Here is a 17692-nt window from a genome sequence, read left to right on the forward strand (position 1 = left end):
TTTCAAAGACATGTTTTTAAGGGAGAGAAATATATGGTCTTAACAGATGCACAAAAACGTGCCAATGAAAAATGGCACAAGAATCACCGCGAGAGAGCTAATTATATCGCCATGCGCTCTTCAGCAAGAAGCTTTATTAGAAAAAAATCAACGCTTGACGATTTACAAGAGCTACAAGATATCATCGAAAATCGCCGCAAAGAGTTGGTAGAACCCTAAATAATTAAATAAAATCATATTTAAAATATGTAAGCAATTACATTTGGAAAATTAAATTTTTTTTACTGAAATAAGTCATTTATTTATGTCAAATGTAATATTTCTGATATAATCTAGACATAGATAAGGGTCAGGAAGCCTTATCTGATAAGTGTTCTGTCCAGATTCTGATGACATTAAAAGCTGCCTGTTATTTCGGAGATGAAGATTATGAAATTACTAGAATTAATCAAATCATTATTAAATGCCGAAAGAACTGAAACTTCCACACAAGATAGAGAAGTTTTGGCCGAATTAGAAGGTGAAAACAAGGCCTTTATCTTTAGCAAATAATGTTATTCAGTAAATTATTATTAGGGATGGTTCACTTTTTATAAAGTGAACCTTTTATTTTGCCATTGATTAAGATAATTTTTAATAATTATCAATTTTTACATTGACATCAACTGATATCTTTAACTATAATAGTACGAGTAATGTCACAGTGGCTCAGTTGGATAGAGCAACGGTCTTCTAAACCGTAGGTCGTGAGTTCGAATCTCACCTGTGACACTAATTTGAAAAAGTCGTTAGAATTTTTATTCTAACGGCTTTTTTTATTGCAGTTTTTTAACTAATATTTTTCCGACAGCTGCGGGTGAAAATGGATTTTGACCAGTAATAAATTGTCCATCAGCTAAAGCATACTCTGAATAAGGACGTTTTTTCGAAAAAATTGCTCCATGAAGTTTGGCTACTTCCTCATTCAAAAATGGCACATACTTCTTCTTGCCGCTCAATTGCTCCTCAGCATTAGTGAAACCAGTGATGTGCTTGTGTCTGATCAAATATTGTCCCTGATCGTCTTTGATATACAGCAATCCAGAAATTCCATGACAAACAGAAGTTAGGAAACCATCATTTTGATAAATTTCTAAACTAATTTTTTGCAAATTCTCATCATATGGAAAATCCCACATCACTCCATGACCGCCAGTATAGTAAATAGCCTGATAATCACGTGGGTCAATTTCACTTGGACTGAGTGTAGTAGCCAAAGCACGCTTCTGAAAATCCGGATCCTGATACATTTGTAAATCATCCGGTGAAGCATATTTAAAACTTCGCGGATCAATTGGCACGTAACCACCCTTGGGACTAATGTAATCAACTGAAAAGCCAGCATCCTGAACGACCTTAACGAACTCCGTTGCCTCGCCTAACCAAAGTCCTGTGGCTTCTGGATGATAACCATATTGTGTTTTATTAGTTTCCACAACCAGAATCTTCTTCATTTTACGTTCTCCTCTTTAACAATCATTACTAATTTAATAATAACCAAAATAATAATAAACCGGTATTAATTAGGCTTTCAGAATTGGTTTTTTCGGAAATTTAAGATGATGATAAAGCAAAAAATAAAATTAAAATATTTTCCATTTTGTCGTTGCAACTTTTATAACTTTTCTCTATAATAGTACGAGTGATGTCACAGTGGCTCAGTTGGATAGAGCAACGGTCTTCTAAACCGTAGGTCGTGAGTTCGAATCTCACCTGTGACATATTAGACTTCAAGAGAAGAATATATAAAAATAGAAACCCTTTTAAACCAACGTTTATGAGGGTTTCTATTTTTGTAATTACATTAAAATACACTGGTTCGTCAAAAAAAGTGGACAAAAAGTGGACAATAAAACAAGCTATCAATCTATTATCAAAATAGGTTGATAGCTTATTTTATTTGTTCTCACCACCGATAGTATTAAAACAATCCACATACTCATCAGTAGCCACTTTAAAATAATCACGTCCATTGATTCGATACAGCCTATCTTCAATCTTCCATTGCGATAAGTCTTTAAATACTTTCTTCATTTTCTCACCTTTAGAATTAATTGGTGAAACGCCGTTGATATTATTAATAGTAACTAAACCAGCCTGATCAGTATATTTCTTAGGTACAAATTCATCCGCAGCAATCTGGTACATCGGCAATCCATTAATATTCTTAATACCAACCGCCTTCCAACTTGAAGCATTCACCAGCTTACTATTCGAACCAGGAATAATTTCACCTTTAGAATTCCATCCCGCAATCCCAGTCACTGGACCATGTTTAATAGTTATCTGACCTCGCTTAGGCGTCTGTGGTACAGGTTCGACTACAGTTTCACCGATGCCATTAGCAATATCCCTAGCCAATTGTTCCTGACTAATTCCCCAAGTTGGCTGTAAATAACTTTGGACGGGATCAACATGCGAACCCCAAATATTTTTAGAAATCCAATAGTGAGTCTTAATACCCCTTTGATTGGCCGTATCAAGCTCAACGGGAATACCAAATTGCTTAGCTTTAGCCCGAGCGAGCTTAATGAATATCGCATAATCTTTTTCAAATGTAGCTTTATCATAAGTTCGCGCCAACTCTATTTGAACTGGTGCATTGGCATTAGCGTAACTGCCGGCTCCCCAAGCGACGTACCCTTCAGCACCAACCTGATAAATTTTACCGCCATCCCCAACGACAAACTGAGTGTACGTCTGAGCAGTATTAATATTATTTTTAAAATAAATGGCATTGTTCTTGGCACCAACATTGGTAGTCTCATGAAGCACAATTAAATTATTAGCTGTCCTTTGACTGGACCCTTCATTTTCACTAAGCATATATGTTTTATCAATATTAAACTCTGCCATCATTTTTACCTCTCATTTACTACAATATTACAACTATCCAGACTAAAAAATACTTACATCCATCGCAATAAATAGCATGTAAGTATTTTTTTATTTTATCAAAGCGGGAACTGCCATAACATCAGTATCAACAATCCCAAACTGGCGTCTCATTTGAGCCTCAATTCTCTCCCCCAAACGATAACTATCTTTAACTTCCATATGAGCATTGACGGCAATAGTCACATCTAAAGTCACCATATTGCCATTGTAACTAGCATTCAAATCGACCACTCGTACCACTTCCGGATACTTTTCAATCGCCTGCTTGAACTGCTCTTCAACTTTAGGATCAAAGTAATCAGCTAAATTCAAACTGCTCTCACGAAAAATTTTAATTCCCGAAGTTAATATAAAAATACCGACTGCGATACTGGCAACTCCATCAAGCCAAACAACTTTAAACAAGAGCGCCCCAGCGATAGCTATAAATGTCCCAACACTTGTTAACGCATCACTCAAACTATCTTGCGCAGCAGCTGTTAAAGCGGCATTTTGCAATTTCCGTCCACCGGCTCGATTAAACCACCAGACAACTAGCATAATAACGGTCGCAATTCCGGCACCAACTAATGTAATTGGCTGTGGAACGTCCATCTTTGTTTTACCAAGCAAGCTCATCAGTCCGGTATACATAACATTCGCTGAAATCCCAATCATGATAATTCCTGTAATTAAAGTAAAAACAGTCTCATAGTGAAATCTTGATAACTGTAATTTTTGACCACTCTGTGTTAGATCATCCGGCAGCGGTTGACCCATGAAGTCATCATCATCGGTATCACGAGCAATAAAAATCCCAATTAGTAGTAAAACAGCTGAGATGATACCAGCCAAATTATTTAATGCATCAGCTCGTAAAGTCTGTGAATGCCCCACAATAGCTAAATAATACTCAATCACTGATATTAATAAATACGCTGAAACATTGAACCAAAGATGATGCTGGGCGCTACGAAGCCGTTGTAACTCCTCCTTTTGCATCTTCTTCCAAATCCTTTGTTCCTCTTGACGATGTTTCGATTGTTCTTCCATAACTAAAACCTCTTCTAGACTAAACAAGGCCCATTTTAGCAATTTAAAAATCAATTCCAAGCAAAAAGCCCTTTCCAAACGGAAAGGGCTCTCTTATCTTATCGTTGAGGATAGAACTGCAACTCTCGTTGCTCATTCAATATATCATCTCATAAGTCAGAATTCTACAATTTCACCAATACGTAAAGTAACTGTATTCTGAATTAAATTTCTGTTAATAAATGATATCGAACTATTACTAGGCAACCATCTTCAACAACTTATTCATAGCTTCTTCAATTGACTTACCGCATGCAGAAACCCTAGTGTTTTTCTTATCAAATACGGTAAACAATTGTCGCTTTGTATCCAAAGTAACTTTATATCTCATATTGCTTACCTCCAAGTTATTTATGATTCTTAATCATACACGCATTTTTTATAAAATCAATAGAAATAGACAAACTATTTTATTTTTTATTATTAAAATTGTTCGTAATCAACCACATGACGTTTCCCACGCGGTCTGTCTAAAACGTAATATAGGTGCTAATTATAGATAATTTAGACTAACCTAAAAGATAGTAGATTAAATCCTATAAAACGGCATTCTGTAATTTAATCGTAATATTGTAATAAAACTTTTGGCAATAAAATTCTTTCCAGAAAACCACCTAATTGTTCTGGAAAAGCCGAATCTATTCTTGTAAATATACCTCATTTATCCCGTATTGTTCGGATTTTAGTCTCAATTAAGCACTTACAATCAAAAATTGTTTCATGAAAGCAAAAAAGCCTGACCGTTTGGTCAGACTCCTAGAAGAATAATTCCTTACATGCATTAGAAATGGCAATCTTTACGTGCTCGTAAGTTAGGCCACCTTGAATATAAATGATATATGGTGCACGCATTGGACCATCACAGGAGAACTCGATACTTGCTCCTGAGACAAATGTTCCGGCTGCCATAACAACTTTATCCTCATACCCTGACATCTCACTAGGAATAGGTGAAACGTCGGAATCAATTGGTGAGAATTGTTGAACCATTTTAGCAAATTGCACCATCTTATCTGGATCGCCAAATTCGATTGTTTGAATCAAATCAGTCCGGTCATCATTCCACTTAGGTGAAACGTTCAAACCAAGTTTTTCAAAGATGGCTGCTTCAAAAATTGCACCCTTAATGGCATTTCCAGTCACTCTAGGAGCTAGGAAGAAGCCTTGGAACATTTCTGATTGACGGTCAATTGTGGCACCCTCAGAAGCCCCGATACCAGGAGCTGTTAAACGATAACTTGCTAATTCAACTAAATCTTTCTTACCAACGATATAGCCACCAACTTTAGCTAAACCACCACCAGCGTTCTTGATCAATGAACCTGCCATCAAGTCAGCGCCAACTTCAGTTGGTTCAATCTCTTCTGAAAATTCACCGTAACAATTATCAACAAAAATAATTGCATCAGTTACAGCCTTAACTTGCTTGATGATTTCAGCAATTTCTTTTACTGTTAAGCTCTTACGAGTTGAATAGCCACGAGATCTTTGAATAGCAATTACTTTTGGATTTTGTTCCTTAATTTTTTGCTTCATTAAATCAAAGTCAACTTTATCCCCATCCATCTTGACAGAATCAAAGCCAATCTTGTAATCAATCAATGAACCACGCTTATTACCAGCTATACCAATAACTTCTTGCATTGTGTCATAAGGTTCGCCAGTAACATACAAAAGGTTGTCTCCTGGACGCAATAGTCCAAATAAGGCTGTTGCTAACGTATGTGTACCTGAAACAAACTGTGGTCTAACTAAAGCAGCCTCAGTTTTGAATACATCCGCATAAACAGCTTCCAATTGGTCACGACCACGATCATCGTCCCCATAGCCAGTTGTTCCTAACAAACTCGACTCATCGACACTCTCTTTACGAAAAGCCTCTAGAACCTTGTTTTGGTTGTCTAAAACTTGTTCATCAATTTCAGCCAGCTTTGGAGCAATCATCTGGTCTGTTTCTTTAATTACTTCCTTCAATTTATCTGGAAATGCTGCATCCCACTTAGTCATTTTGCCCTCCTAAAAATTTAAGGATATTGGTTTCAATATCGGTTTGATAATTTTTATCATCACTAATATTATACCAATCAACATCCATCTGATTACGGAAATACGTAAATTGACGCTTGGCAAAGTGACGAGAATTCTTTTTAATTTCATCCAGACAACTTTCCAAACTTGCTTGACCCTCAAAATAAGGAAATAGTTCCTTGTAGCCGATTCCATTCTTAGCCTGTGGGAACTTATCACGACTGTTATAAACGTACTTAGCTTCGTCTAACAAGCCCATCTGTACCATTTTATCGACACGGTCATTGATACGTTGGTACAACTTAGGACGATCATCAGTTAAACCAATCAAATAAAAATCAGCCCACTTGTCTCCGTTATCCTGCTCAGTAATCGACTTGCCAGTTGAACGGATAACTTCAATGGCACGAATCAAGCGACGAGTATTCTCAATATCAATTTTCTGATAAGCCAACGGATCTTCATCCTTCAAGATTGCTTGTAACTTGTCTATTCGACCAGACTTTTCCAACTCAACCAATTCTTGACGGTATTTGTTATCATCCTTTTTGCCACCAAGGTTCAGGTTGTTAACTAACGAGCTCAAATAAAAGCCAGTACCACCAACAACTAACGGCAATTTATTATCCGCAGATAAGTCAGTAATGATGGTTTTAGCTTTAGCTTGAAAATCTTTAACTGTGTAACGCTGATCGGCATCACAAATATCAACCAAGTGATGTGGAACTTCAGTTAATTCTTGTGGGGAGTCTTTGGCGGTCCCTATATCTAAATTACGATAAATCTGCATCGAATCCCCAGAAATAATCTCTCCATTAAATTTTTTAGCTAATTTTAGACCAAGTGCACTCTTACCAACAGCGGTCGGTCCTACTATCGCAACAACTTTTATCAAAAAATTACCTCTCTTAGACAGTCTTTTATAGATATTTTAAACGAAATAAGCCATAATGAGAATTAAAGACAGGAGGAATATTATTATGGCAAAAAAACAAAAACATCTTCGTTTTGTTAAAGGCTTCCTTGTTGGTTCACTAACAACAGCTACTGCAGTTTATGGTGCTTTACACGCATTCAAGAAAAAGGTTATCGAACCCGAAAATATTGAAAACGAACGTATTGAAGCTAACCGCAGACGTGCTAACCGTAAGAGCCTTCAAGCACACCAAGGATAACAATTAAAGTGGAACTGATAGGGTTTTTCTATCGGTTCTTTTTTTTTGCCGCCTCCAGGTGCCAGTAAGTAAAATAGTCCGCGGTGAGGACCGGTCCGAGCCAAAGTGCGGTCTCGAACCTCGATTTGAAGCCTTACCACAGTTCGGTAAGTCTCCAAATTCGCCCTGTGGTGTAATGGCTAAAGCCATAACGCCACCTCCACCGCTGTACTATTTTACTTACTGGCACCTTCCGGCTAAATCTCGCGTAATTTGTAGTTTAACCATATCCTCTTATTTAATAATCTACAATGTTTAACTTCATAATGGAATATTGAAAAGTAAACCGAAGCATTTTCTGTTGATTCAATCAATATTATAAAATCCATCAATCCAATTTAATTTATAGAGATAATACCAACAGAACTCTTTAAAACTCAGAGCCACCGGGCGCAAGTGATGAAGACCGCAGTGGCAGTGGTGTTAGGCCGGCGAACTTCCGGTCTTACAGCACAGGACGTCTTTTGAACTTCGCAAAGACCGCGAATTTCAAAAGCGAGGGTCGAGACCGCACTTCGGCTCGAGCCGGTCCCACAGCAGGCTTCATCACTTGCGCCCGGTGGCGGCATCCTTCAATAGCACACCAACAAAAAATGCTGTGTCAGATTAAACTCTGCACAGCATTTTTTTAGATTTTAGTAGTTTTCTTAGTTTTGCCTTCCCAATCAGCAAAACGGTCTTCTAACCACTTAACGTCAGTAAAGCCCCACTTTTTTTGCAACTTAAGAGCCGCACGGACACACATATTTTTGTTATCTCCATATAGGTAAACTGGAAGATCTGGTCTTAATTCACCCTCATTGTACTTGAGTTGTGTATATGGAAGACTTCTAGCACCCAAAATATGTTTGGCATCGAATGCGTTTTTCTCTCTTAAATCAACAATTTGAGCTTTTCTCATCGTTTCCTCAAATGTCTTTTGATCGATTGAACCGCCCATGCTTCTACCCTTTAACCAGAAGTAAAGCCATGAACCAACCCAATAAACCAAAAATCCGATTACAATAATATACAAAATCACATTCAAAACTTGCATTAACAAAAACTCCTAATCAACTTTAATCAATGAAGCAGCACCAATAACACCGGCACCATTACCTAAACTAGCTAATCTTAGTTCAGTTGCATCCTTAATTGTAGCAAATTCATTGGCACGCATAGCTTTGTCAACTTTTGCACGAAGGAATTCACCAGCAGCTGAAACTCCACCACCGATAACGATGTACTTAGGGTTCAATGTGTTAGCAATGTTACCAAGAACAAATCCAAGTGAATCACAAACATAATCAGCTACGATCATTGCTAGGTCATCATCTTTTTTAGCTAAATCAAAGACATCTTTAGCTGAAATATCTTGACCATCATCAAGCATAGCCTTCAATTCTGATTTACCAGCATATTCGCCAGCACGGTCTCTAGCAACACGCACGATACCAGTAGCTGAAGCGATTGTTTCCAAACAACCTCTCTTACCACAAGTACACATGAAGCCATTAGGATCAACTGTAACGTGACCAATTTCTCCGGCAGCACCATTAGCACCTTGGATCAATTTACCATTAGCGATGATACCACCACCAACACCAGTGCCTAAGGTTACAAACACAACGTCATTAGCGTTGTTACCAGCACCTTGCCATCTTTCACCAAGAGCCGCAACGTTAGCATCATTTTCAATTGTTACAGGAAGACCTGTACCCTTTTGAATATCACGCACTGGATAAACTTCATTAGTCCAGTTAAGGTTGTAAGCACCTTTGATTGTTCCATTTTCATGGTTGATTGTACCAGGTGAACCTAGTCCAATACCATCAAATTGGTCGGGACTCATGTCATACATCTTGATATGGTGATTGATTGAATCAATGATATCAGGGATGATCAATTGTCCATCAGAAAGAATATTTGTTTCAATACTCCACTTTTGTTGAATCTCACCTTTATCAGTAAGAATAGCAAATTTAATTGTTGTACCACCAAGGTCAACACCGATTAACTTTTTGTCTGTCACTTTGATCTGTCCTTTTCTTCTTGTTTTTTCTCTTCTAGTCTGTGTTCACGTTTTAAGACCAATTGAACACGAATAAAGGTCTGTTTGTCGATTAATCCACCTTCGTACAAGCGCCTAATCTCACTTGACATCAATTCGATATCCCAGATTCTTTTGCCAACATGCACAAAAGTCCCAAAGCGTTTCAAAAGCTGCTGTACATCATAGAGGGTTCTAAAGCTCATATTATCCATAAACTATCATACCCTTTGCATACATATAATAAGAGATAGCAATGGCTACCAAAATTGCCAGTATGCGAAAGATCATTTTTGGACGACTGATTTTAGGCAATCCCAAAGCATAGCCGAGGAGTAACCCACCAACAGCGCCACCAATGTGACCCCAAATATCGATACCGGACATAGTCAGGTCCATCAACAAATTAATTGCGATTAGACCTAAAAAACTTTTGCCAAGTTCTCTCAAAAATCGGTTCTCGCGATAAATTAAACCTAATGCTAGAAAGGCAGCAAACATGCCGAAGAGAGACGTACTAGCACCAGCTGAAATAACATTATTGGCACCAAAGGCAAAACTTGCAAGATTACCCATAATACCGCTTAACATATAAATCACGAAAAATCGCCAATGACCGACCATTGGCTCTAAGATTTGACCAACATATAACAGTGTAAACCCATTCATAAAAATATGAAAGATACCAATGTGTAAAAATATTGGCGTAATCAAGCGCCACCATTGACCAGCTTGAACTAAATTATTAGTTTTTGCTCCCATCAACAGCAACGTTTGATAATTTTGCGAGCCACCAACTACTGATTCAACGATGAAAACACCGATTGTCACAGCTAGTAAGACCCAAGTAACGTATGATTTACTCTCTTTATTGATTATTTGCATCAACATCACCCTTTGACACAAGAATCTTATCGATTGGCTTATCTAACACGTAAATAGGCCAAGGCGTGTCTGTGTAAAATTGTCTCGATGATGCTAAGGAAATTGTTTTAGTTGGATGCTTAGCCAAATAACGGTCAAAATAACCCGCACCAAAACCAAGTCGATTTTTTGATTGTGAGTATGCTAAACCCGGAACAATCAAGAGATCAGGCGGATCCATAATATTATTCTCATAATTTTTTGGTTCTCGAACGCCAAATGAACTCTCAATTAATTCGGTATCTTTCGTATATTGTACGAAACGCATTGAATAATTGGCGAAAGTCTTCGGAATATAAACATCCTTACCCATTTCCCAACATTGATTAATAATTGGAAATGTGGGGATTTCATCGTTCATACTCAGCGTAATACCGATACTTGGGGTATTTTGAAAATCTAAATCATCGAATAATTGCATGTAAAGATCATTGATTTCTTTTTGAGCCTTATCGGATTTCATAAACTCACTGACCAAATCGATCTGCTTTTTTCTAAAGCTTACCTTATCCAATTAATCACTCCCTTAGTAAAAAAAAACAACAGGGGTTTTAACCTGTTGTTTATTTTGTTTCACGGTGCAATGTAACAGTGCGTTCGCGTGGACAATATTTCTTAAGTTCAAGGCGATCAGGGTTGTTACGCTTGCTCTTGTTTGTTAGATATGTACGTTCGTGACATGAAGTACATTCCATTGTTATGTTTACTCTCATATTGGGAACATCCTTTCATAATACTTAACTAAATTCAACTAATTAAATATATCATTTTTTTCGATATTTTAAAAGGCTAAATTCAGATTATTTCTGACCAGTCATCTTATAGTAGTCTGTATAAATCTGATGTGCTAGTAAGTTTGGATAACTACCATTCTCACTTGTTAGATTAGGAAAGACGATAGCCATTGCTACATTAGGGTCTTCATATGGTCCGAAACTGACCAAACTAGTGGTAATTGTTTCAGGAGGATCAGATGAAGGATTATCAGGATTGTAGTAGAAAGATTGGGCAGTACCAGTCTTAGCAGCTACAGCTGGTGATAAATCTTTCAACTTAGTAGCAGTAGTCCAGTAACCACTACCATGGACAGCGGCATACATACCCTTTCTAACGACGTTTAATTCATCTTGAGTAAATCCAACCTTATTTAGAACGGAAGGCTTTGTAACGGATGTCAAAGCTCCCTTTGTTCCATCATCTTTAGTCTTTTGAATTGATTGTACGACGTATGGTTTCAAACGATAGCCACCATTTGCGATGGTAGAAATATATTGAGCCATTTCAATCAATGTATAGGCATCATAGTTACCATAAGATAAATCCAGTGCAGAACCAGTCTTCAATTGACCATCACTGTTTCTTGTAGAACCTTCAATACCAGTTGTTTCACCTGAAATATCGATTCCGGTCTTTACACCTAAACCAAATTGATTAAAGTAACCACGTAGTTTAGAGAAAATATCAGGATTCATTGACATTTCTTCATTAGGGACGTATTTGGCATTCCCTTCCTTCATGGCTAAATTCATCATATAAATATTTGATGAAAATTGTAGTGCTTGAATAGCATTTAAACTACTGAAAGTACCAGGCGGATAAACAGACTTTTTAACCGGTGAACCTGGCAAGTAAATTGGATTATCAACTTGTGAATTATTTTCAGGTGTAATAACACCATCCATTAAAGCACCCAAGACAGTCGCACCCTTAACAGCAGAACCCATAACGAAGGTTCTATTGATAACACCCAAAGCATCTTCAGATGTATCACCAGTCTTAGGATCATTGTGAATTCCGGCCATAGCCAAAACAGCACCAGTCTTAGGATTCAAAACAACAGCATAGGCACCATCAGAATACTGTGTAATACCAGCAGCTTTGGCAGCACTATATTGTGCATTTAAATCATCTTGAACTTTCTTTTGGAAACTTGAATCAATTGTTAAGTTAAGGTTTCCACCTTTTTGACCTTTGTATAGTACAGTACTCTTCTTGATCTGGTTGTTAGAACCAATTTGAACTTGACGTTGACTCTTAGTACCAGAAAGAATTGATTCATAATTCTTTTCTAGATAACTAGTTCCGACACGGTCATTACGTGAATAACCAGATGCCAACATTGAGTTAATTTCATCATCGGGAATACCTTGTTGTTCTGTGGAAACACCACCGATGATACTGGCAATTGATTTACCTTGTGGATAATCACGTGTCCAGTTACTACCGATACTGATTCCTGGTAATTCAGTCAAATGTTCACTAACTTGAGCAATTTCTCGAGCAGATAAATTCTTATCTTTCAAGAAAACTGTTGAAAGTGAATAAGCAGCACTCATTTTCTTAAATAAAGAAGCTCGCTGGAGGTCTTTATCATTCAGATGAACGCCTTCTTTTTGAACATATTTAACTTCATTAGCATAAATTTTTGTTGATGACAAAGCATCGCCATTAGCATCAACACGATATGACTTAGGCATTTGCTTAGCAACTTGAGCTGACTTATTAGGTGCAGCCAAGATATAATCAGCCTTATCACGATCTGTTAAATCGTCGACATCAACTTTCATATACTTTGTCAATCTGCTTGCAATCGTATAAATATCACTCGACTTAACGCTCCCACTCTTTGTATAAGTGATTGCATTGGCTGTCGAGTTCCCAACTAAAAGTCTACCTTTAGAATCATAAATCATCCCACGTGGCACACTGCCTGTCATTACTGTCTTATCTGTTCGGTCAACTTCAGCTTGAAACTTACCACCATAAACAATCTGGAGATAAGCTAGCTGTGCAACTAACATTGCGAATAGAACAAAGACAATAAAAAAAAGCAGGTTTAGACGAAATGGAATAGTAGACTTCGCTTGACTACCTGTTCTTTTCTTTAATATATCCAGTATTCTTCTCATATTTATCCTTCAAAAAAAACGAATAATTACTCATTCGATTTAAAAATATAATTTGGCCCATCAAGGTCTTTGTCATATTCAACTAACAAATCATATCTGGCAAAAAACCAAGTATCACTATCAGTTATATAATAACTCACACCATGGATGACAGTACTGGACACCGGATCAATTGGTTTTTCCTTACGCATAGCGATTGAAAATCCCTCATGAACCATTGTTTTTCCATAGACCTTACCATAAAAATGTACACCATCACCGGGTACTAAGTCCAACTCTTCTTCAAACCATTTTACTGCTTCATCAGTTAGTTCGATCTTCATGACGTCCACCTCAATCTTTTAATTAAGATAAACATAGCAGAAAACGTTGCTATTCGGCAACTGCAACGTCTTTAACAGTTACTTCATAGCTGCCAACTGGTGTTTCAATGGTTACTTTTTCGCCAGTGTGCTTGCCGATTAGAGCTTTAGCAATTGGTGATTCGTTTGAAATTTTACCACTGTCAGGATCTGATTCTGAAGCACCAACGATAGTATAAACGTCAGGTTCTTCACCGTCTTCTTGAACAGTAACTTTTTTACCGATTGAAACTTCATCGTCGGCTACTTCATCAGCGTCGATAACTTTGGCATATTGAATACGTTCAATTACTTCGGAAATTTTTGATTCAATAACACTTTGTTCATCTTTTGCAGATGTGTATTCTGAGTTTTCAGAAAGGTCACCGAAACTACGTGCAATCTTGATACGGTTAATTACTTCGGGACGCTTTACTTTCTTTAATTCTTCCAATTGATCCTTTAAATCTTGTAAGCCTGCGGCTGTCATTGGATAACTTCTATCTGCCATTTTTATAAATACCTCTTTCAAAATTCATTATTTATTCTAATTTCAAAATGTCATCTAATCAAGCACGATTAGATGACATTTATTTATATATACAATTATATACTATTGACCTGTTGTTGCATATCTACTGTTATGCTCTGCAAGAGTATGTGAGTAAGTAATCTTACCAGTCGTCAAGTTAGCGAAGAAGTAGAGATAATTTTGATCTCTATCAGCAGGATTCAAGGTTGCTTCAATAGAGTCAATACTTGGTGTATTGAATGGGCCAGGTCCATAACCCTCATTCTTGTACAAGTTATAAGGGGACTTAACGCTAGTATCCTTGTTTGTCAACTTAGTCTTATGTGTATTTAGGGCATACATAACTGAAATATCAGATTGTAATGGCATATTGACTGCAAGACGGTTATAGAATACACCAGCAATCTTCTTACGGTCCTTAGTATGCAAACCTTCACGTTCAACCAATGAGGCTAACGTTAAGACTTCTTGAACTGTATAGCCTTTTTCCTTAATAGTTGCATAGTAAGGTGTTAGTTTCTCATCCTCATTTTCAACCATTTGGTTAACAAGTCCTTTCAACGTCATACCTTTATAAACACTGTATGTAGCTGGGAACAAGTAACCTTCAAGGTGATATCTGACATTCTTTTTGGCCATTGTAGAATCCAAAAGTTCAGGATATTTCTTTTGAAGTTGTTTCATGTAAGACTCATCCTTCATCAATTTCATGAAGTCTGATTTCTTAAATTTCAAACTCCTCTTAGTACCGCTTTGAATGGCATCCCCGATTTGATCGATGGTTATACCTTCACGGACAAGAACGGTATCGCCAGAATTGGTTGTTGGTGGTTGTTCAGTTCCACCCTTCTGTAATTGCTTAACGACATCCCCGACACCCCAAGATTGTTTAAACTTGTAGTATCCAGCTTGAAAATCAGTGTAATTTTGAGCTTTGATATAGAGATTGAATACTGTTGCACTCTTAATAACCTTATCTTTTTCAAGAGTCTTAGCTATTTCTTTGCTAGAAGAACCTATTGGGATTTTAACAACAACGTCTTCTTTACTATTCGCATTGTATGGTTGCAATGAACTATTTACATAATTGAAGCCAATAATAGCAACAACGACTGCTAAGACTGCAATAACACCGACGATCCAGTAAGCAATATGGTTCGCTACTTTTCTCTCTTCGGCGCGAGTTTGCATCTTATCACTCGACTCTTGCTGTAATGCTTCTTTTTTATCATCCTTTTGGCTCAAGACACAGCCTCCCGAGTTAATTTATTAGAATTATACCATTAGTTTCAGCATAATTATCTAATTTCAACATTAAATTTTTGTGCCAAGCTGTCTTTTACAAGTGAAAATGCTTTTTCAACTTCATCGTCTGTCAATGTATCGTTAGGGTTTTGGAACTCTAAGTGATAACCAAGTGACTTGTGATTTTGCTTGATATTCTTACCTTCGTAGACATCAAAGATATTAACATCCTTCAAGTACTTACCACCATTGGCAAAGATATCGGCAACGATTTGACCGTTTTCAATATTCTTTTCAACCAAGATAGCCAAGTCACGACTGATTGATGGGTACTTAGGAGCACTTTGTGCTTTAACACTCTTAGCATTTAAATCAAATAGCATGTCAACATTCAATTCGAAGACGAATGTATCTGAAATACTGTGATCAGCTTGATAATTAGGGTGCAATTTACCAACTAGACCGATAACTTGACCATTTGCCAATACCTTAGCTGTTTGACCTGGGTGCATATTCTTGTACTCATCGGTTGCAACAAAAGTAAATTCAGCGTCTGCATTCGTAAATGACAACAACTCTTCAACAATACCTTTGACATAATAAAAGTCAACCGATTGAGCAGTTGTATTCCATGAATCTGCGACAACATTGCCACTGATGGCACCTGATAGGTATGTGATTTCGCTAGGACGGTCTTGTCCAGTTGTTCTATGGAAGACACGGGCATGTTCAAAAATCTTCAAGTCATCGTTTTTACGAGCTTGGTTGTAGGCAACATTTCTAACTAAACCAGGTATCAAACTGTTACGCAAGTATTCGTGATCTTCAGTCATTGGGTGCAATAGTTTCGTATGTTCACTGTTGGTTGTGTTGAATGCTTCAACTTCAGCTTTGCTTAAAAGTGAGAAATTGATAACTTCATCAAGACCTTCACCTAAAAGAATATCACGCAATTTGTTGGCTAGTTCACGTTTAGGATCGTAGCCACCACGTGTTTCCATTCCGGCTGGCAAAGTATTTGGCAAGTTGGCATAACCATAAATACGGTTAACTTCTTCAACCAAGTCAGCTTCAATTTCCATATCCCAACGACGTGTAGGAATTGTAACTGTAATAGCATCCCCATCAACATCTACGCTGAAACCAAGACGGTCTAAGATAGCAACAATTTCATCAGTAGATAAATCTAAGCCCATCAAATGATTGATATGGCTGATACTACCTTTGATAATTGTTGGTTGAGCTTGTGTAAAGTTACCAGTAATGTCGTTTGAGATTTCCTTAACAGCACTTGTTTGGTCCATCAATTGAATGGCACGTAACAAAGCTTCATCAACGATACCTTCATCGACACCTTTTTCAAAACGGTTTGAATCATCGCCACGAAGATCATGTCTTTGGGCAGTCTTACGAACAGAAGCACCATCAAAAACACCAGCTTCAACCAAAACATTCTTAGTATTTTCATCAACAGCGGCTTCGACACTAGTTTGAACACCAGCAAGACCTAACACTTGGTCGCCTGAAACGATAACTAAATCATTGTGGTTCAATGATTTTTCACCATCAGCTAATTTTAATTTATCACCATCATTAGCAAATTTAACCGTTAGATTTTGAGCTTGTAACTTGTCCAAATCATAAGTTTGGATTGGTTGACCATATTCAATCATTGTGTAATTAGCAGCATCGATAATGCTGTTAACAGGACGGATATTTTGATTCCATAGTCTGCGTTGCATCCAAAGTGGACTCTTGCCAACTTTGACATCCTTCAATTCACGAAGTAAGTAGTCAGGAACAAGCTTCTTTTCAGCGACATCAACTGTGACATCATTAATATCTTTAACTTTATCGTCTGATAATACAGGCTTCTTGAAACTTGGTTTTTCGTTATAAGTAGCACCAATTTCCCAAGCAGCACCACGCATACCAAGTGTATCGGCACGGTTAGGTGTGATATCGATATCAATCATTTGATCCTTCAAGCCGAGAAGATCATAGACAGCATCCCCTGGCACTTGTGGTTCATCAAAGACATAGATACCATTTTCAAATTCTTTAGGCATGTATTGTGCAGGAACGCCAACTTCATCAAGTCCACAGATCATTCCGTTTGATTCTTGACCACGCAACTTACCACGTTTAATTTTAACGCCATCAGGTAAATGAGCACCATGTAAAGCTACGATGACATATTGGTCAACAGCAACGTTTGGAGCACCACAGACAATTTGGATATCTTCTGATTCACCGACATCAACTTGACAAACTTTCAAATGATCAGAATCAGGATGTGGTTCAACTTTAGTAATGTGACCGACAACTAAGTTTGTCAATTCTTCACCCAATCTTACGGGACCAGATTCGATACCAGTTAGCGAAATTTTATTAGCCATTTCTTCAACGGTATGGTTGACAGGGATATATTCTTTTAACCAATTAACTGAAATCTTCATTAT

General features: G+C 37.4%; 20 protein-coding genes and 2 tRNA genes. 5 read left to right on the forward strand and 17 right to left on the reverse strand.

Features of this window, described 5'->3' with window-relative positions:
- Nucleotides 1–33: 33 nt before the first annotated feature.
- The 3 genes from JP39_RS07070 to JP39_RS07075 all read left to right on the forward strand — a co-directional run bounded on the left by JP39_RS07070 (nucleotide 34) and on the right by JP39_RS07075 (nucleotide 771).
- Complete coding sequence (locus tag JP39_RS07070) at nucleotides 34–219, forward strand: hypothetical protein (protein ID WP_041499591.1); 186 nt, start codon at nucleotides 34–36, stop codon at nucleotides 217–219.
- Between the two features lie 201 nt (nucleotides 220–420).
- A complete protein-coding gene (locus tag JP39_RS12815) occupies nucleotides 421–552 on the forward strand; it encodes a hypothetical protein (protein WP_281176188.1) in 132 nt (43 codons plus the stop codon).
- Between the two features lie 145 nt (nucleotides 553–697).
- Nucleotides 698–771: transfer RNA gene (locus tag JP39_RS07075), tRNA-Arg, on the forward strand.
- 44 nt (nucleotides 772–815) lie between these two features.
- Here the strand turns inward: JP39_RS07075 and JP39_RS07080 are convergent.
- Nucleotides 816–1493: a type 1 glutamine amidotransferase domain-containing protein gene (locus tag JP39_RS07080; protein WP_041499589.1), complete on the reverse strand. Its 678-nt coding sequence runs from the start codon at nucleotides 1491–1493 to the stop codon at nucleotides 816–818.
- Nucleotides 1494–1686: 193 nt separating this feature from the next.
- On the opposite strand from JP39_RS07080, the gene JP39_RS07085 reads away from it, so the two are divergent.
- Nucleotides 1687–1760 (forward strand) — tRNA-Arg (locus JP39_RS07085).
- Between the two features lie 175 nt (nucleotides 1761–1935).
- On the opposite strand, the gene JP39_RS07090 is transcribed toward JP39_RS07085, so the two are convergent.
- From JP39_RS07090 to miaA, 5 genes are all read right to left on the reverse strand, one after another.
- Nucleotides 1936–2898 carry a peptidoglycan recognition protein family protein gene (locus JP39_RS07090; RefSeq protein WP_082330661.1) on the reverse strand — a complete coding sequence of 321 codons (963 nt, stop codon included), beginning with the start codon at nucleotides 2896–2898 and terminating at the stop codon, nucleotides 1936–1938.
- An 87-nt stretch (nucleotides 2899–2985) separates the two neighbouring features.
- Entirely contained in the window at nucleotides 2986–3969 is a 984-nt protein-coding gene (locus JP39_RS07095) for a cation diffusion facilitator family transporter (RefSeq protein WP_041499588.1), read from the reverse strand.
- A gap of 238 nt (nucleotides 3970–4207) precedes the next feature.
- Nucleotides 4208–4339: a hypothetical protein gene (locus JP39_RS12820; RefSeq protein ID WP_255312354.1), complete on the reverse strand. Its 132-nt coding sequence runs from the start codon at nucleotides 4337–4339 to the stop codon at nucleotides 4208–4210.
- Nucleotides 4340–4764: 425 nt separating this feature from the next.
- On the reverse strand, nucleotides 4765–6015 hold the full coding sequence (locus tag JP39_RS07100; protein WP_041499587.1) for a methionine gamma-lyase family protein: 1251 nt from the start codon (nucleotides 6013–6015) through the stop codon (nucleotides 4765–4767).
- Complete coding sequence (miaA, locus tag JP39_RS07105; RefSeq protein WP_041499585.1) at nucleotides 6008–6931, reverse strand: tRNA (adenosine(37)-N6)-dimethylallyltransferase MiaA; 924 nt, start codon at nucleotides 6929–6931, stop codon at nucleotides 6008–6010. The genes JP39_RS07100 and miaA overlap by 8 nt, the downstream gene beginning before the upstream one ends.
- Before the next feature lie 85 nt (nucleotides 6932–7016).
- Here miaA and JP39_RS07110 point away from each other — a divergent pair, with 85 nt between their 5' ends.
- Nucleotides 7017–7211, forward strand: a complete 195-nt coding sequence (locus JP39_RS07110) for a DUF3042 family protein (protein ID WP_041499584.1) — start codon at nucleotides 7017–7019, stop codon at nucleotides 7209–7211.
- Between the two features lie 667 nt (nucleotides 7212–7878).
- Here the strand turns inward: JP39_RS07110 and JP39_RS07120 are convergent.
- The 11 genes from JP39_RS07120 to pheT form a co-directional block, all read right to left on the reverse strand.
- Nucleotides 7879–8277 carry a rhodanese-like domain-containing protein gene (locus JP39_RS07120; RefSeq protein WP_169751896.1) on the reverse strand — a complete coding sequence of 133 codons (399 nt, stop codon included), beginning with the start codon at nucleotides 8275–8277 and terminating at the stop codon, nucleotides 7879–7881.
- A 21-nt stretch (nucleotides 8278–8298) separates the two neighbouring features.
- The gene (locus tag JP39_RS07125) at nucleotides 8299–9261 is read right to left on the reverse strand and encodes an ROK family glucokinase (RefSeq protein WP_041499580.1); all 963 of its coding nucleotides are present in this window, start codon (nucleotides 9259–9261) and stop codon (nucleotides 8299–8301) included.
- Entirely contained in the window at nucleotides 9258–9494 is a 237-nt protein-coding gene (locus JP39_RS07130) for a YqgQ family protein (RefSeq protein ID WP_082330662.1), read from the reverse strand. Before JP39_RS07130 ends, JP39_RS07125 begins: the two co-directional genes overlap by 4 nt.
- Nucleotides 9487–10164, reverse strand: coding sequence for a rhomboid family intramembrane serine protease (locus JP39_RS07135; RefSeq protein ID WP_041499578.1), 678 nt, complete (start codon nucleotides 10162–10164; stop codon nucleotides 9487–9489). Before JP39_RS07135 ends, JP39_RS07130 begins: the two co-directional genes overlap by 8 nt.
- Nucleotides 10148–10717 (reverse strand): 5-formyltetrahydrofolate cyclo-ligase, encoded by a 570-nt coding sequence (locus JP39_RS07140; RefSeq protein ID WP_041499576.1) that lies wholly within the window; start codon nucleotides 10715–10717, stop codon nucleotides 10148–10150. The genes JP39_RS07135 and JP39_RS07140 overlap by 17 nt, the downstream gene beginning before the upstream one ends.
- A gap of 49 nt (nucleotides 10718–10766) precedes the next feature.
- Complete coding sequence (gene rpmG, locus JP39_RS12490) at nucleotides 10767–10916, reverse strand: 50S ribosomal protein L33 (protein ID WP_075887565.1); 150 nt, start codon at nucleotides 10914–10916, stop codon at nucleotides 10767–10769.
- An 87-nt stretch (nucleotides 10917–11003) separates the two neighbouring features.
- Nucleotides 11004–13100, reverse strand: coding sequence for a peptidoglycan D,D-transpeptidase FtsI family protein (locus JP39_RS07145; protein ID WP_041499726.1), 2097 nt, complete (start codon nucleotides 13098–13100; stop codon nucleotides 11004–11006).
- Between the two features lie 38 nt (nucleotides 13101–13138).
- A complete protein-coding gene (locus JP39_RS07150) occupies nucleotides 13139–13435 on the reverse strand; it encodes a HesB/YadR/YfhF family protein (protein ID WP_041499575.1) in 297 nt (98 codons plus the stop codon).
- Nucleotides 13436–13484: 49 nt separating this feature from the next.
- On the reverse strand, nucleotides 13485–13964 hold the full coding sequence (gene greA / locus JP39_RS07155; protein WP_041499574.1) for a transcription elongation factor GreA: 480 nt from the start codon (nucleotides 13962–13964) through the stop codon (nucleotides 13485–13487).
- A 102-nt stretch (nucleotides 13965–14066) separates the two neighbouring features.
- Nucleotides 14067–15176 carry an endolytic transglycosylase MltG gene (gene mltG / locus JP39_RS07160; RefSeq protein WP_082330714.1) on the reverse strand — a complete coding sequence of 370 codons (1110 nt, stop codon included), beginning with the start codon at nucleotides 15174–15176 and terminating at the stop codon, nucleotides 14067–14069.
- Nucleotides 15177–15283: 107 nt separating this feature from the next.
- Entirely contained in the window at nucleotides 15284–17689 is a 2406-nt protein-coding gene (pheT, locus tag JP39_RS07165) for a phenylalanine--tRNA ligase subunit beta (RefSeq protein ID WP_041499572.1), read from the reverse strand.
- Between the last annotated feature and the right edge of the window lie 3 nt (nucleotides 17690–17692).

It is taken from the genome of Companilactobacillus heilongjiangensis, assembly GCF_000831645.3.
In the GTDB taxonomy this organism is placed as follows: domain Bacteria; phylum Bacillota; class Bacilli; order Lactobacillales; family Lactobacillaceae; genus Companilactobacillus; species Companilactobacillus heilongjiangensis.